At 59.9% G+C, this 15012-nt stretch carries 13 protein-coding genes; 11 read left to right on the top strand and 2 right to left on the bottom strand.

Annotated features, from left to right (window positions below; translation table 11 throughout):
* Window positions 1-112: 112 nt before the first annotated feature.
* Window positions 113-889, top strand: a complete 777-nt coding sequence (locus tag PG897_RS09740) for a BPSS1780 family membrane protein (protein ID WP_017764990.1) — start codon at window positions 113-115, stop codon at window positions 887-889.
* A 63-nt stretch (window positions 890-952) separates the two neighbouring features.
* On the opposite strand, the gene PG897_RS09735 is transcribed toward PG897_RS09740, so the two are convergent.
* Complete coding sequence (locus PG897_RS09735; RefSeq protein WP_017764991.1) at window positions 953-1852, bottom strand: LysR family transcriptional regulator; 900 nt, start codon at window positions 1850-1852, stop codon at window positions 953-955.
* A gap of 127 nt (window positions 1853-1979) precedes the next feature.
* Here PG897_RS09735 and PG897_RS09730 point away from each other — a divergent pair, with 127 nt between their 5' ends.
* The 4 genes from PG897_RS09730 to oxyR all read left to right on the top strand — a co-directional run bounded on the left by PG897_RS09730 (window position 1980) and on the right by oxyR (window position 6464).
* On the top strand, window positions 1980-2840 hold the full coding sequence (locus PG897_RS09730; RefSeq protein WP_042049717.1) for a Vmh family MBL fold metallo-hydrolase: 861 nt from the start codon (window positions 1980-1982) through the stop codon (window positions 2838-2840).
* A 75-nt stretch (window positions 2841-2915) separates the two neighbouring features.
* Window positions 2916-3563 (top strand): DsbA family protein, encoded by a 648-nt coding sequence (locus tag PG897_RS09725; protein WP_201881657.1) that lies wholly within the window; start codon window positions 2916-2918, stop codon window positions 3561-3563.
* Window positions 3564-3781: 218 nt separating this feature from the next.
* On the top strand, window positions 3782-5422 hold the full coding sequence (locus PG897_RS09720; protein ID WP_270828969.1) for a methyl-accepting chemotaxis protein: 1641 nt from the start codon (window positions 3782-3784) through the stop codon (window positions 5420-5422).
* A 145-nt stretch (window positions 5423-5567) separates the two neighbouring features.
* Entirely contained in the window at window positions 5568-6464 is an 897-nt protein-coding gene (gene oxyR / locus PG897_RS09715) for a DNA-binding transcriptional regulator OxyR (RefSeq protein WP_201881658.1), read from the top strand.
* A 69-nt stretch (window positions 6465-6533) separates the two neighbouring features.
* Here oxyR and PG897_RS09710 read toward each other — a convergent pair whose 3' ends face one another.
* Window positions 6534-9023 carry a penicillin-binding protein 1A gene (locus PG897_RS09710; protein ID WP_201881659.1) on the bottom strand — a complete coding sequence of 830 codons (2490 nt, stop codon included), beginning with the start codon at window positions 9021-9023 and terminating at the stop codon, window positions 6534-6536.
* 287 nt (window positions 9024-9310) lie between these two features.
* On the opposite strand from PG897_RS09710, the gene tapM reads away from it, so the two are divergent.
* The 6 genes from tapM (at window position 9311) to aroK (ending at window position 14998) form a co-directional block, all read left to right on the top strand.
* Window positions 9311-10381 (top strand): PilM family type IVa pilus assembly protein TapM, encoded by a 1071-nt coding sequence (gene tapM, locus PG897_RS09705; protein WP_017787953.1) that lies wholly within the window; start codon window positions 9311-9313, stop codon window positions 10379-10381.
* Window positions 10369-10947, top strand: a complete 579-nt coding sequence (gene tapN / locus PG897_RS09700) for a PilN family type IV pilus biogenesis protein TapN (protein WP_201881661.1) — start codon at window positions 10369-10371, stop codon at window positions 10945-10947. Before tapM ends, tapN begins: the two co-directional genes overlap by 13 nt.
* Entirely contained in the window at window positions 10944-11543 is a 600-nt protein-coding gene (gene tapO, locus PG897_RS09695) for a PilO family type IV pilus biogenesis protein TapO (protein ID WP_005298374.1), read from the top strand. Before tapN ends, tapO begins: the two co-directional genes overlap by 4 nt.
* Window positions 11540-12070, top strand: coding sequence for a pilus assembly protein PilP (locus PG897_RS09690; RefSeq protein WP_005298376.1), 531 nt, complete (start codon window positions 11540-11542; stop codon window positions 12068-12070). Before tapO ends, PG897_RS09690 begins: the two co-directional genes overlap by 4 nt.
* Before the next feature lie 16 nt (window positions 12071-12086).
* A complete protein-coding gene (locus PG897_RS09685) occupies window positions 12087-14288 on the top strand; it encodes a type IV pilus secretin PilQ (RefSeq protein ID WP_201881663.1) in 2202 nt (733 codons plus the stop codon).
* A gap of 191 nt (window positions 14289-14479) precedes the next feature.
* On the top strand, window positions 14480-14998 hold the full coding sequence (gene aroK, locus PG897_RS09680; protein ID WP_005298388.1) for a shikimate kinase AroK: 519 nt from the start codon (window positions 14480-14482) through the stop codon (window positions 14996-14998).
* Window positions 14999-15012: the final 14 nt, after the last annotated feature.

The following is a 15012-nucleotide window of genomic DNA, read 5'->3' as shown; positions in this document are numbered from 1 at the left end:
TGATACAAGCAGCCATGACGTGCACCTGCGGTGTCGACGGCGGCCCGCCATTGAGTCGGGGGCCCCATGGCTCTAGAATCGGCAACCAGCCGTTTTCATCCGAGGAACTGTTATGAATGGATTGTCCCCCCTGCGCACAGCACCCGCCCGTCACCCCATAGGGCGTGGCTGGGTCTGGGTGCGGTCCGGCTTCGATATCTTCAACAAGGGGATGGGGGCCAGCGTCGCCATGGTTCTCGTCTGGTTTGCGGTCGGTCTGCTGCTGGAGCGCCTGCCGGCGGGCAGCCTCATCTCCCAGTTGCTCTACATGGTCTGGGGCGCCGGCTGGGTGGCGGTGGCCCACCACGGCTATGAAGGCAACCCGCTGCGCTTCGCCGACTTCTTCTCCGGTTTTCGCCACAAGCTGACCCCGCTGATGCTGGGGGGCCTGCTGGTGCTGGCTCTGTTCAGCCTGATCGGTCTCATCTGCCTGGGGCTGCTCTCCATGTGGGGGCTTACCTCCCTGCTGACCCAGGATCCCGAATCCCTGGTGGTCACGGCGGCCCAGGCCCAGGGGCTGCTGCTCTGCCTGCTGCTGGGGCTGGCGCTGCTGATCCCGGTGCTGATGGCCATCACCTTCGCCCCCGCGCTCATCTATTTCCACGACGTGGGGATCCTGCAGGCGGCCAAGCTCAGCTTCAAAGGCTGCCTGACCAACATGTGGCCCTTTCTCTGGTGGGGCATAGTCGCCGCCATCCTGATGCTGTTTGGTGCGGCGCTGATGCTGGTGGGGCTGCTGGTGGTGATCCCGGCCCTCAACTACTCCATCTATGTGGCATATCGGGAGATCTTCCTGGATGTGGCGCAGGAGACGCCGGCCGATGCCCCGCTGAGCGGTTTCGAAGCCTGAATGCGGCCAGCGAGTCTGGCATATTGAACGAAAGGGGCCTGCTGGCCCCTTTTTCATGCCGGTTTAATCACGCCACATGGGGTCGGCGGCCATGCGTTCCACCATAAAGTCGAGGAAGCTGCGCAACAGCGGTGACATCTGCTTGCGGGTGCCATAGACGGCGTAGACGCCGAGTCGCTTGGGCTGCCACTGCTCCAGCAGCGGTACCAGAGTGCCGGTCTCGAGATGGGGCTGGGCGGAATAGCGAGGCTGCAGGCTGATGCCGGCACCTTCCAGGGTCGCCTCCAGCAACAGGTTGGAGATGTTGGCGCTGAGGTTGCCGCTGACCGGCACAGATTCGGGCCCGTCCGGCCCCTGAAATTCCCACAGGCTCTTGCCGAAATAGGTGTAGGTGAGGCAGTTGTGCAGGGCGAGCTCCTGCACCTTGTGCGGTGTCGGGTGCCTGGCCAGATAGGCCGGGCTGGCACAGACCACGGAGTGGCAGGTGCCGAGCCGGCGGGCCACCAGGTTGGGATCGAGATCATTGGTGATGCGGATGGCGAGATCGATCCGCTCCTCCACCAGGTTGACGGTCCGGTCCAGTAGCAGGATATCGATGGCGGTGCCCGCATAGCGCGCCAGGTAGTCGTTGGCGGCCCCCACCAGCAGGGCTTCCGAGAGCGAATAGCTGCTGGTGATGCGCAACTGCCCCTTGGGCGCCTCGTCGCCGCGCACGGCGATCTGCTCCATCTCTTCCCCCAGCGCCAGCATGGCCCGGGCCCGGTTCAACGCCTCTTCTCCCGGGCCGGTCAGACTGAGCCGGCGGGTGGTGCGGTGCAGCAGCCGCGCCCCCATCCACTGCTCCAGCTCCGCCAGATAGCGGGTCACCATGGCGCGCGACATCTCCAGTTTCTCCCCGGCGCCGCTCAGGCTGCCCTGTTCGACTACGCTGACAAAGACCCGCAATGCGGTCAGTCGATCCATGTTCAGGCTCTCTATATGTTCGATTAATGCAACAGTGATGCGCTCATTATGCTGTATTTGTACCGAAAGTGATCCAATAAACTGTGTCCATCTGATGAACCCCTGATGACTTGATGAGGAATACCCGATGAACAATACCCTGATCCGCAATCTGACCCTGGCTACCACCCTGCTGAGCGGTGCCGCCATGGCCGCCCCGCTGACCGTAACTGTCTACAACCCTGGCGAGAAGGCCATCTTCCCGGTCTCCTCTTCCCTGGTGGCCGGTGACAAGGAGGCTATCCTGATCGATGCCCAGTTTGACGTGCAAAACGGTCAGGCGCTGGTGGATATGATCAAGAAGAGCGGCAAGAAACTGACCACCGTCTATATCAGTGCCGGTGACCCCGACTTCTACTTCGGTCTGGAACCTGTCATGGCCGCGTTCCCCGACGTCAAGGTACTGGCCGACCAGCATGTGGTTGACCACATCAACCAGACCAAGGATGCCAAGCTGAGCTACTGGAGCCCCATTCTGGGCAAGGGTGCACCCAAGAGCCTGACCGTACCGCAAGTGATGACGGCCAGCCACCTGACCCTGGATGGCGAGAAGATCGAGATCAAGGAGATGAACACTCCGAATGCCTACCTGTGGGCGCCATCCATCAAGACTGCCTTTGGTGGTGTGCCGGTCTACAGCGGCGTACATGTGTGGATGGCGGACAGTCAGACCAAGGTCGCTCGCAGCAACTGGGTCAAGGCGCTGAACAATCTGCTGGCGCTGAAGCCTGAGCGCGTGGTGCCGGGTCACTTCCTGGGGACTGCGCCCAAGGGTACCGAAGCCGTGACCTTCACCCGTGACTACGTAGAGCGCTTTGAGCAGGAGCTGGCCAAGGCCAAGAACTCCGGGCAGCTGATTGAAGCGTTGAAGAAGGCTTACCCGTCCCTGCCGGTCGACGATGGTCTGGCCATCGGTGCCAAGGTCAATACCGGCGAGATGAAGTGGTAACCCCCTGACGCCTACTTCCCTGTGTTTTTTTACCGGGCCTTAGGGCCCGGTTTTTTATCCAGAATTGCAGCGAGAATGATGATGAACGAAGTGCAAACAACCCTCCATTATGTCTATGACCCCCTCTGTGGCTGGTGCTATGGTGCCGCCCCGCTGCTGAAAGCCGCGGCCGATGTCGCCGGCTTGCAGATCGAACTGCATGCCGGCGGCCTCTGGCTGGGTGGTCGCCGCCAGGCCATGGGTCAGGCGCTGCGCGACTATGTGCGCCCCCATGACGAGCGGATCCAGGCGCTGACCGGTCAGCCCTTTGGCGAGCGCTATTTCAACGAGCTGCTGCTGCGCGATGGGCTGCTGCTGGACTCGGAGCAGCCGATCCGCGCCATCCTGGCGGTGGCATCCCTGGGGGGCAATGGGTTGGTGATGCTGCACCGCATCCAGCAGTCCCACTATCGCGATGGCATCTGGATCGGTTCTCTCGAGCATCTGACCAGCCTGGCGGCGGAGCAGGGCATTGCGCAGGAGACCTTCGTGCAGGCTTATCAGGCGGTCGATCTGGCAAGCCATCTGGCGGACAGCCAGGTCTGGATGCGTCGTCTCGGCGGGCAGGGTTACCCGACTCTGGGGCTGGTGCAGGGGGACAAGGTAACGCCCTTGTCAGCGTCCTCTTTCCTGGGCGAGCCCCAGGCATTTGACCGCCATATCCAGCAGCTGATGGGGCGCTGAGGGGGGAATTGGTATCCTGCCGAAGATAACCTTGATCGGATGAGTCCTGAGTGGATTTTCCTGCCAGGGCGGCCCTCATGCTATCCCCGGGCAGGACGATATATTGAGCAGCGGATAGTATGAAAATCATCCGCTTGCAATCATCGCGCTATGCTCTATGGGGATAGCCCGGACGTTCGATGTCAGGGGCTTGCGTCTAGCCGCCAAGGATACCAATCATGTTCAAAAATATGTCTATAGGTCAGAAGTTGAGCGCCGGTTTTGCGGTGTTGGCATTATTGGTGCTGGTCATCGCCGGATTTGGGATCTCCAGGCTCTCCTACCTGAATGCGAACACTCAGCTTATTGTCAATAACCTGGTGCCTTCCATTCGCTATGCCAGCCAAATGCACGTTGCGCTGCTGGATGCGCGTCGAGCCGAACTGGCCATGGTCATTGCGTTGACCAACAATGACCAGGCGGATATCGCCAAACGGAACGACAGTTTCTCGGATGCCAAGGCTCGCTTTCTAAAAGCGTTGTCGGATTATGGCCGTTTGGCTTTCAACGACGCAGAAGAAGAGCAGACCTATCGTGCCTTGCAACCAGCAGGAGAGGCCTATTTCAGCGCCCATGATCAGCTGTATCAAGCGGTCATGAACAACGAAGGCGCCAAGATTGGCGAGTATCGGGATGGCATTACCCGCACTACGTTGGACCAGACCACTCAGCTCACAATGACGTTGCGCGAAATTAACGACCGCATTGGTAGTGCCATGCATACCAGCAGTGAGCAATCATATGAGTCAGCCAAACTGCTCAGCATAGCGATTGGACTCGTGACGCTGCTTTTCGTGGTGTTGGTGGCTTGGTATCTGACTCAACAGATCAAGCGCCCGGTCAACGCGTTGCTGGAGGTGGTTGGTAAAGTGTCGGGAGGTGATCTGGCGACCCATCTTGACACCAGCCAGTTCAACAATGACGAACTGGGTCAACTGGCCAAGGGCTTTGGCGAGATGCAGAAAAACTTGCGCAATCTGGTCAGTGAAGTCTCCGGATCCGTGGTGCAACTGAGCTCAGCGGCCGAGGAGATCAGTGCGGTGGCCCGTCAGTCCGCCAACAACATGAACAGCCAGCAGCACGAGCTGAACCAGCTGGCCACCGCCATGAACGAGATGCAGGCGACGGTGCAGGAGGTGTCCAGCAACACCAGCGATGCCGCCAGTGCCGCCAGCGCCGCCAGCAGCACCGCCGAGCTGGGGGCCCGCACCGTCAACGACTCCATCAAGCGCATTGAGCAGGTGGCCGGTGCCATCGAGAGCACCGCCGTGGTGATTCATCAGTTAGGTGACGACAGCCGCAACATCGGCATGGTGCTGGAGGTCATTCGCGGGATCGCCGAGCAGACCAACCTGCTGGCACTGAACGCCGCCATCGAGGCGGCCCGGGCCGGGGAACAGGGGCGCGGTTTTGCGGTGGTGGCCGACGAGGTGCGCACCCTGGCGAAACGGACCCAGGACTCCACCTCCCAGATCAACACCATCATTGCCGAGCTGCAGCAGCGGGCCGAGCAGGCCGGCACCACCATGCAGCAAAGTCAGGACATGATGAACTCCACCGTCAGTACGGCGCGTGAGGCGGGGGCGTCCATCTCCGAGATCAGCGGCTCGGTGGAGAGCATCTCCCACATGAACATCCAGATCGCGACCGCCACCGAAGAGCAGGGGGCGGTGAGTGAAGAGCTCAACCGCAACGTGGTCAATATCAGCCATGCCTCGGAAGAGGTGGCGGCCGGGGCGACCCAGATGGCGCAGGCTTGCAACGACCTGAACCATCTGGCCACCCAGCTGCAGGAGCTGGTACGTCGCTTCCGGGTGTGATGAGGCGACGCTGACCCGACGGGCCCGGATCCGGGCCCGTTTTATTTATCCCCTGTGCATGGTCTGTCCAATCTCACCATCCCTTGTCCCTCCCGCCGTTCTTGGGCATGCTAATGGCCCCATTGGTTGGCAGGATTCTGGATGTATGAACCTTCGCGATCTCGAGTATTTGGTGGCGCTGGAAGAGGAGAAGCACTTTCGCAAGGCGGCGGAGCGCTGTTTCGTCAGTCAGCCGACCCTGAGCGGCCAGCTGCGCAAGCTGGAGGATGAGCTGGGGGTGATCCTGATCGAGCGCACCTCCCGCAAGGTGCTGTTCACCCCGGCTGGCGATGCCATGGCGCAGCAGGCTCGCAAGGTGCTCAAAGAGGTGCGCGAACTCAAGAGCATAGGCCAGCACTTTGCCGAACCCATGTCCGGCGAGATCCACATCGGCTTCATTCCCACCGTCGGCCCCTATCTGTTGCCCCACATCATCCAGGATCTGCGCGAACATTTTCCCAAGCTGGAGTTCTACCTCTATGAAGAGCAGACCCAGGTGCTGCTCAAACGGCTGGAAGAGGGGGAGCTGGACTGCCTGATCCTGGCCGAACTGGAGGGGATGGAAGGGTTTGGCTCCATCCCTCTCTACCAGGAGCCCATGTGGCTGGCGGTGCCCCAGCAGCATCCGGAGGCCAGGGCCAAGGCGGTGCCGCTCAGCAATCTGAAGGGCAAGAAGCTGTTGATGCTGGCCGATGGCCATTGTCTGCGGGATCAGGCGATGGGCTTCTGTTTTGCCGCCGGCATCGGCGAGGATCAGCGTTTCAAGGGCACCAGCCTGGAGACGCTGCGCAACATGGTGGCGGCCGGCAGCGGCATGACGCTGGTACCCAGGCTCGCTGTGCCAGCCAATACCGAGGAGGGGGGCGTGAGCTACCGGCCGGTGATCGATCCGGTGCCGGGGCGTACCATAGCGCTGCTCTATCGCCACTACTCGGTGCGCCGGCCCTGCTTCAACGAGCTGGCCGCCCGCATCTCGAGCCTGATGAAAAACCTGCTCGGCTGACGACAACGCATTCGTGTTCACCAAAAGAAAACCGGCGCCTTGGCGCCGGTTTTTGTCTGCTGCGGTTGCTTAGAAGATATCGTCGGTGGAGACGGGGCCGTCAGTGTCCGAGCCATCGCCGCCATAGACCTGATTGCCATCCGAGCTCTGGGTGGCGAAGCGGGTCGGTTCGGTGCCTTCCTTGAAGAACTCGTCCGTGCTGCTGCCATCGGTGCGGTTGGTCAGCAGGCCGGTTTCACGGTCGATGCGCACCGTGATGATCCCTTCCGGCACCGGCATCTTGCGCTCGGGGATCTGCTTGAGCGCCGTCTTCATGAAGTCGATCCAGATGGGCTGTGCGGCGCCGCCGCCAAACTCGGCCCGGCCCAGGCCACGCTGGTGGTTGTCAAAACCGATCCAGGAGGTGGCGACCAGGTTCGGGGTATAGCCGGAGAACCAGGCATCGCGCGACTCGTTGGTGGTCCCGGTCTTGCCCGAAATATCGTGGCGCTTGAGATCGCGAGCCGCCCGCCAGCCGGTGCCGCGCCAGCCATTGCCGCCCCAGATGGCGGTGGTCAGGGTATCGGTGACCAGGAAGGCGCTCTGGGCACTGATGGTCTGCGGCGCCATGTTGTTGGGCACGACGGGATCGATGGGGCACTGGGCCTTCCAGTCGGGGGCCGTATTGGCATAGGCATCCGCGCTGTCCAGACCGGCGGCGGCCAGTACGCCGCAATCACGGCAGGCGGCGGCCGGGTTGGCCTGATAGAGAGGCGCGCCGAAGCTGTCGGTCACCTCGGTAATGAAGTAGGGGGTGACCTGGAAGCCGCCGTTGGCCAGCACCGAATAGCCGCGCACCACTTCCAGCGGGGTGAACTCGGCCGCGCCCAGCGCCAGCGATTCGTTGGGCGAGATGGTGTCGCGGGCAAAGCCGAAGCGGGTCAGACCGTCGATATAGGTATCCAGCCCGATGGCGCGCATCAGCCGGACCGACATCACGTTCTTCGACTTGGCAAGACCAAGGCGCAGCGGTGTGGGGCCGTCATAGATAGCCGGGGAGTTCTTGGGCTGCCACATGGGGCCCTTGGAGGGATCCCACTGGTTGATCGGCGCATCGTTGATGAGCGAGGCCAGGGTATAGCCCTGCTCCAGCGCGGTGGCATAGAGGAAAGGTTTGATGTTGGAGCCTATCTGGCGACGTGCCTGATCGACCCGGTTGAACTTGGACAACTCGAAGCTGAAACCGCCGACCAGCGCCTCGATGGCGCCATCCTGCGGATTCATGGCCACCAGGGCGGCGTTGACCTCGGGGATCTGGGAGAGCAGCAGCTCTTCACCCTTCTCCCGTACCCAGATCTGGGCGCCGACCTTGAGTACGTCCCGTGCCGATTTCGGGGCAAAACTCTGACGATCGTCGGTGATGAAAGAACGAGCCCACTTGATGCCGTTCCAGCCAAGCTCGGCCTGTTTGCCGTTTTTCAGCACTATGGTCGCGCTCTTGTCACCCAGCTTGGTGACCACGGCGGCCATCAGCGGCTGATAGGTCGGCTGCTTGGTCAGATGGGCCATGATCTTGTCGTAATCCCAGTCGGCCTCGCCGCTCTTCCACAGCTGGGCGGTCACCCCCTTGTAGCCATGGCGGGTGTCATAGTCGAACACGCCGTCGAGCAGAGCCTGACGGGCAGCCCGCTGACGCTTGGCGGTGACCGTGGTGTAGACGTGCAGGCCCATGGTGTAGGCGTCTTCTCCAAACTGCTCCACCATCTTCTGGCGCACCATCTCGCCGAGATAGGGGGCGTTGAGGGTGGTCTCGGCACCGTGATAACGGGCCTTGATCGGCATCTTGGAGGCTTCGTCGAACTGGGCCTGGGTGATCTTGCCGGTCTCCAGCATGCGACCCAGCACCACGTTGCGACGGGCGAAGGCCCGCTCCGGCGAACGGATCGGGTTCAGCATGGAGGGGGCCTTGGGCAGACCGGCAATGATGGCGATCTCGTCCAGAGTGAGCTCTTTCACCTCCTTGCCAAAGTAGACCTGGGCGGCGGCGCCGACCCCGAAGGCCCGATAGCCGAGCGGAATCTTGTTGAGGTAGAGCTGCAGTATCTCGTCTTTGGAGAGGTTCTGCTCGATGCGCCAGGCCAGGAAGACCTCCTTGATCTTGCGCACCAGGGTCTTCTCGTTGCTCAGGAAAAAGTTGCGGGCAACCTGCTGGGTGATGGTACTGGCGCCCTGGCGTGCCTGGCCGGAGACGGCCCAGACGGTGGCAGCCCGCAGAATGCCGATGGGGTCGATGCCGGGGTGCTCGTAGAAGCGGGCATCTTCGGTGGCGAGCACCGCATCGATCATGGACTGGGGAATTTCATCCAGATGCAGGGGGATGCGACGAATTTCGCCAAATTGGGAGATCAATTCCCCATCCCGGCTGTACACCTTCATCGGGGTGGCCAGCTTGACGTCGCGCAGTGCGGTCACATCCGGCAACTGGGGCTTGATGTAGAAGTAGATACCGATGAGGCTGGCAACACCCAGCACAGCACCCAGCATCATGACAATAAACAGGCGTACGAGCCATTTCAGCATGGAAGAACTACCAATCGTCTTAAAATTAGCCAACGGGCGCAGAGTATAGCCCTTTTGCCTTCGTGAATTCGAGGTTTTCCTGACGACGGTCCGGCTCCTCGAGAAGAGGCGGGAGGTTAGCACTCTGCGACTCAATAACCAAGGGGAGGAGGGCGCGGCTCGGAAAGCGAGTTGCATCACTTTTCGGCATAAACTTTATGACATTGATAGATAGAGCATTTAGGATGAGTTAAGCCATCATCTTCTGATTAGCTGTCCTACAATCAATCCTAAAACCCATATAACGCATGGATGTGTATATGTTTGGGCTATTCAACAAGGGTTCTCTGCTTCCACTGGCAGGCATTGATTTTGGAAGTCAGACCATCAAGGCCGTGACCATCACCGGCCGTCCCGGCAAGCTGCACCTCGAATCCGTGGCGGAGGTTGCCACTCCCAAAGGCACCCTGGTCGATTATCAGCTGCAGGATATCGAGCGGGTCGGCCAGTCTCTCAAGGGCCTCAAGCGCCTCATCTCGGGCAGCAGCCAGTATGTGGCTACTGCCGTCACCGGCTCCAACGTGATCACCAAGGTCATTCAGGTGGATGCCAGCCTGAGTGAAAGCGAGCTGGAAAATCAGGTCCAGCTTGAGGCTGAACAACTCATTCCTTTCCCCCTCGATGAAGTGAGCCTGGATTTCGAGATCCTGGGCAAGGTCGCCGATCAGGAGCGCCAGGAGGTGCTGCTGAGCGCGGCCCGCACCGAGAGCGTGAATGGTCGGGTCACCGCGCTGGCGGAAGCCGACATGACCACCAAGGTGGTGGATGTCGGGGCACACGCCTTGGGGCGGGCGGTACTCGCCTGTCTGCCTGAGCTGCAGGAGTGGGACAAACCGGTCGGTGTCATCGACATCGGCGCCAGCGCCATGACATTTGCCGCGCTGGTGAAGGGGGAGGTGATCTACTCCCGCTTGCAGAACTTCGGTGGCGACCAATACAGCCAGGCACTGGCCTCTTTCTACAGCCTCTCTCTGGATGATGCCGAGCAGGCCAAGCTGCAGGGCAAGTTGCCGATCGATCACGAGCTGGATGTGTTGCTGCCCCACATGAATGCGTTGCTGCAGCAGGTGCGGCGCAACGTCCAGCTATTTTGCAGCTCTTCCGGCCACCGGGAGCTCTCCAAACTGGTGTTGAGCGGAGGGGGCAGCTTGCTGCCCGGGCTGGCGGCTCAGATTGGTAACGAGCTCAGCTGCGAGGTGTTGCATCCCGATCCCTTTACCCTGTTCGGCAAACCCAAGGGAGAGGTCGCGGCCCATGGTGCCAAGTACATGACGGCGCTGGGTCTGGCATTGAGGAGCTTCACGCCATGTCAAATATAAACCTCCTTCCCTGGCGTGAAGCCAGGGCGCTGCGTCAGAAGAAGCAGTTCGGCGTCATGTTAGGTATCTTCATGGCCATCACGGCATCCCTCGGTTTTGCTGCCGACTGGCTGGTGGAACAGCAGATCGGCCATCAGCAGCAGCGCAACCAGCGCCTGCAGCAGGAGATGACCATACTCGATGCCCAGCTTGGCGAGATCCGCCTGCTCAAGGAGCGGCGCAAGGAGCTGATTGACCGCATGCAGCTGATCGAGCATCTGCAGATGCGTCGCAACCTGCCGGTTCGTCTGTTCAACCAGCTGCCTTCGTTGGTACCCAATGGGGTGTATCTCAATACATTGGCCCTGCAGGACAACCGGATCGACGTGAACGGCAAGACCGAAGCCTATGGCAGGGTGGCCAGCATGATGCGTCGCATCGATGGTTCCGGCTGGCTGGGACAGTCGCAGATCAGCACCATCTTTGCGGCTGACGTGGCACCTGTTTCGCTCAGCCAGTTTTCCATGATGTTCAAGGTCGCCGTGGCGGCTGGAGCCAGCCTCGAGATGGCTAAGGGGCAGAAATGAACCTGCAACAGCTCAACGAACTTGATTTCAACAACATTGCCAGCTGGCCCAAACTGGCCAAGGGGATCTTCATCCTGTTCTTCTGCGCCCTGCTTGGGGGCGCCATCTATTACTACGTGATTGCCAAGTCGCTGACTCTGTTGACCCAGGAAACCGACAAGGAGGCGGAGCTCAAGTCACAGTTTGAGAGCAAGGCGATGCTGGCTGCCAATCTCGGTGCCTACAAGGCGCAGATGGTGCAGCTTGAACAACTGGTCGATACCCAGCTAAAACAGCTGCCCAATACCCATGAAGTGGCCGGGCTGCTGGATGACATCAGCTTCATCGCCACCGACAACGGCCTCAAGCTGAATCGCATCAACTGGGAGCCGGAGATCAAGCACGAGTTTTCCACCGAGCTGCCCATGCGAATAGAAGTGGTGGGCACCTATCATGAGATCGGCAAGTTCACGGCTGACATGGCGGCCTTGCCAAGGATCGTCATTCTGGAGTCGTTCACGCTGGGTCAGGGCAAGGAGCAGGATGACATGATCGCCATGTCGATGCTGGCCAAGACCTATAAATATAACGGCAAGACGGTGGAGCAGAAAAAATGAGGATACTCTGCGTTCTGTTGCCGGCATTGTTGCTGACGGCCTGCGGCGGTCAGGATGACATGGATAATTACGTGGCCGAGGTGAAGGCCAGAAAGCCGGTCCCCATTGAACCGCTTCCCGAAATAAAGCCCTTCTCTCCCATGGCTTATCATCTCAGTGATCAGCGCAGTCCCTTCATCGCTCCCCAGCCCGAGGCCAGCAGTGCCAAGACGGATGCCAAGGTGAAACCGGATTGCGCCCAGATCGTCGCCAACAGAGAGAAAGAGGTGCTGGAGAACTATTCACTGGCCAGCCTGAGCATGCAGGGTTCCCTTGGCAAGCAGGGGCAGCTGTGGGCCCTGATCAGAACGCCGGATGGTCAATCCATCCGGGTGGGCCTCAACCAGCATATGGGGCTGGATCAGGGGCGGGTGATCAGGATCACTGACACTTATGTGGATTTGATTGAGACTATACCGGACGGCAAGGGATGCTGGGTGACTCGAGAAACCCAGCTGGGCATGGCCAATCTTGAAGCAAAACGATAATCAGGGATGAACTGCGATGAGAACAACAATAGGTAAGGCAACCAGAGTGGCCCTGCTGTTTTGCGTCGGTGCATGGGGCCAGGCCTGGGCGGTGGCCACCCTGCAGGAGGTCAAAGTCAATCCGCTGATGGCCGATCAACTGCTGCTGGAGCTGAGTTTCAGTGAACCGGTCAGCGGGTTTACCGATCGGCTCTCCTATGAACCCAACCAGTTGCTGCTGCATGTGCCGGGGGCGGTGGGGGCACTCAATGTGAATCCCCTGCCCATCAAGCAGCAGGGGGTGGATAACATCAAGGTAGAGGGCAAGGGTGCGGGTCTCGATATCAAGATTGCGCTCGATCAACTGACTCCCTATCAGGTGCACCAGCAGGGCAACAAGCTGTTGGTTGCATTGGGGGACAAGGCGGCCATGCCGCTGCCAACCACGACCTCTTCCTCCGGGATGGTGGCCCGCCAGCAGAGCTCGTCCGCCCTTATCAATACCCAGCCGGCAACTTCGTCGGCCTTGATCAACAGCCAGCAGCTTGCCCGCCAGAGTGCTCCGGTGGTGGCGCCGGTTGCCAGCAAACCTGTGTTGCCAACCCCGCAAACTTCGGCCAGTGGCGCTTACTTCAACTCCGTCAAAGGCGTGGATTTTCGACGTGGCAAGGACGGACAGGGGGAATTTCTGGTGACGCTGGATAACAGCTCAGCCGCCGTGGACGTCAGCAGCCGCGGTCAGACTGTGCTGGCCAAGTTTCACGGCACTCGGGTTCCGGACGACCTGCTTAATCTGATCAATGTGCAGGATTTTGCCACCCCTGTTTCTCAGGTTGAGGTGTTTCGCCAGGGCAATGACACCCTGTTCGAGCTGTCGGTCAATGGCCAGTTTGATTATCGCTACGACCAGGCAGACAAGATGTTCATCGTCGAGGTGAAAAAGCGCACCGCAGCGAGTGCCGGCAAGCAGTATCAGGGCAAACCCATCTCTCTCAATTTCCAGGATATTCCGGTCAGAACCGTGTTGCAGCTCATCGCGGATTTCAACAATCTCAACCTGGTAACCACGGACTCGGTGTCGGGCAACATCACCCTGCGGCTGGATGGGGTGCCCTGGGAGCAGGCCCTCGACATCATCTTGAAGGTGCGTGGACTCGACAAGCGGCTCGACAACAACATTCTGCTGGTTGCACCGGCAGAAGAGATTGCCGCCCGCGAGAAACAGCAGCTGGAGAGTCGCAATCAGGTCGCCGATCTGGCTCCGCTCTACACCGAATACCTGCAGATCAACTATGCCAAGGCATCCGAGGTGGCGGCGCTGCTTTCGTCTGAAAGCACCAAGCTGCTCTCTGCCAAGGGGGCGGTGAGCGTGGATGAGCGGACCAACGTGCTGGTAGTCAAGGACACCGCCGACGTCATCAGCAACATCAAGCGCATGCTGGATATTCTGGATATCCCGGTCAAGCAGGTGGTGATCGAAGCGCGCATGGTGACCATAGACGACGGCTTCGACGAGGCACTCGGGGTGCGTTGGGGGGTGACCAAGAACGACGGTCACGGCAACAGTACCTCGGGCTCCATCGAGGGCAATGATGGTTCTGGCAACAACAACGGTGGCTCGACCATTACCCGTCCCGGGGTGGACGATCGGCTGAACGTCAACCTGCCGGTGACCAACGCCGCCGGTACTCTAGCCTTCCAGGTGGCGCGGCTGGCGAACGGCACCTTGCTGGATCTCGAGTTGTCGGCACTGGAGAAGGAGAGCAAGGCCGAGATCATCGCCAGTCCCCGGGTGACCACGGCCAACCAGAAGCCGGCGCTGATCGAACAGGGGACCGAGATACCCTATGTGGAATCTTCCTCCAGCGGGGCTACCTCGGTCACCTTCAAGAAGGCAGTGCTGAGTCTCAAAGTGACACCGCAGATCACCCCCGACAACAGGGTGATCCTGGATCTGACCGTGACCCAGGACACCAAGGGTGAAACCGTACCTACCGGTACCGGTGATGCCGTCTCCATCAACGCCCAGTCGATCACCACCCAGGTGCTGGTCAACAATGGCGAGACGCTGGTGCTGGGCGGTATCTATCAGCAGACCATTACCAACGATGTGACCAAGGTCCCCCTGCTGGGTGATATCCCGGGTCTGGGGGTGCTGTTTCGCAAGACGACCAGCGCGAACAAAAAGCGGGAGCTGCTGATTTTCGTGACACCGAAGATAGTCACCGAGACTTTCTGAAGACTTTACATGTGAAGGTAAAACACATATAACCTTACGCCCCAATGAGGCTGGGGCGTAAGGGCTGCGGTTGCCAGTCCTGATTTCTATTGAGATAATCCCCCTCCTGATCCATCGCAAGATAAGGTTCATAGGTACCCCGATCGAGAGTTTGTCGGGGTCGTACAGTTTGTAATTACTAACGAAAAGACATGGCTGAGAAACGCAATATTTTCCTGATAGGTCCCATGGGTGCGGGCAAGAGCACCATAGGTAGACATCTGGCAGAACAACTGCATATGGAGTTTTTCGACTCAGATCATGAGATTGAGCGCCGCAGTGGTGCCGATATCGGCTGGGTGTTCGATGTTGAAGGCGAAGAGGGTTTCCGGATCCGCGAAGAGAAGGTCATTGGTGACCTTTCCGAACAGCAGGGTATCGTGCTGGCAACGGGTGGCGGTGCCATCAAGAGCCGTGAAACACGCAACAAACTCTCTGCTCGCGGCATCGTGGTGTACCTCGAGACCACCATTGAGAAGCAGCTGGCCCGGACGCAACGTGACAAACGTCGCCCGCTGCTGCAAACCGAAGAGCCGCCGCGCGAGGTACTCGAGCGTCTGGCGCAAGAGCGCAACGCCCTGTACGAAGAAGTGGCTGACTTTGTCATCCAGACTGATGACCAGAGCGCAAAAGTTGTTGCCAATCAAATCGTCAAGTTGATCGGCATGTAATCAAGAGGACGTCC

This window comes from Aeromonas sp. QDB20 (assembly GCF_027707805.1).
Classification (GTDB): Bacteria; Pseudomonadota; Gammaproteobacteria; order Enterobacterales; family Aeromonadaceae; genus Aeromonas; species Aeromonas dhakensis.
Note: the sequence above shows the minus strand (reverse complement) of the source record. Positions and strands in the feature narration are given on the sequence as shown.